This is a genomic window from Streptomyces monashensis, assembly GCF_001866665.1.
In the GTDB taxonomy this organism is placed as follows: domain Bacteria; phylum Actinomycetota; class Actinomycetes; order Streptomycetales; family Streptomycetaceae; genus Streptomyces; species Streptomyces monashensis.
In genome coordinates, this window is record NZ_MLYO01000217.1 from 1 (window position 1) to 283 (window position 283).

The window sequence follows — 283 nt, forward strand, 5'->3', positions numbered from 1 at the left end:
GGATGCGGCGGTGCGGCTGCAGGTGACCGTGGGCCCCGAGATCGCCGAAGGGCGCCGGTCCGTGGCGGTCTACAGCCGCCCCGAGAACGCCGGTGACGACACACCGTGGCGTCAACATGCCGCCGGCGAGCTGGGGCCGGCATCTGCGCGGCCCGACGACACCCCCGAGACCTTCACGGCACTGGCGCAGTGGCCGGTCCCGGGCGCCGAACGAGTGGACATCGAGGGACTCTACGGGGAGTTGGCGGGCCGCGGCCTGGTGTACGGCCCGGCGTTCCAGGGT

1 protein-coding gene is annotated in these 283 nt (G+C 73.9%); it reads left to right on the top strand.

Going from position 1 to position 283, the window contains the following annotated elements:
- Nucleotides 1–22: 22 nt before the first annotated feature.
- The coding region (locus tag BIV23_RS45350; RefSeq protein ID WP_245790968.1) for a polyketide synthase dehydratase domain-containing protein at nt 23–283 on the top strand (261 nt) is incomplete at its 3' end.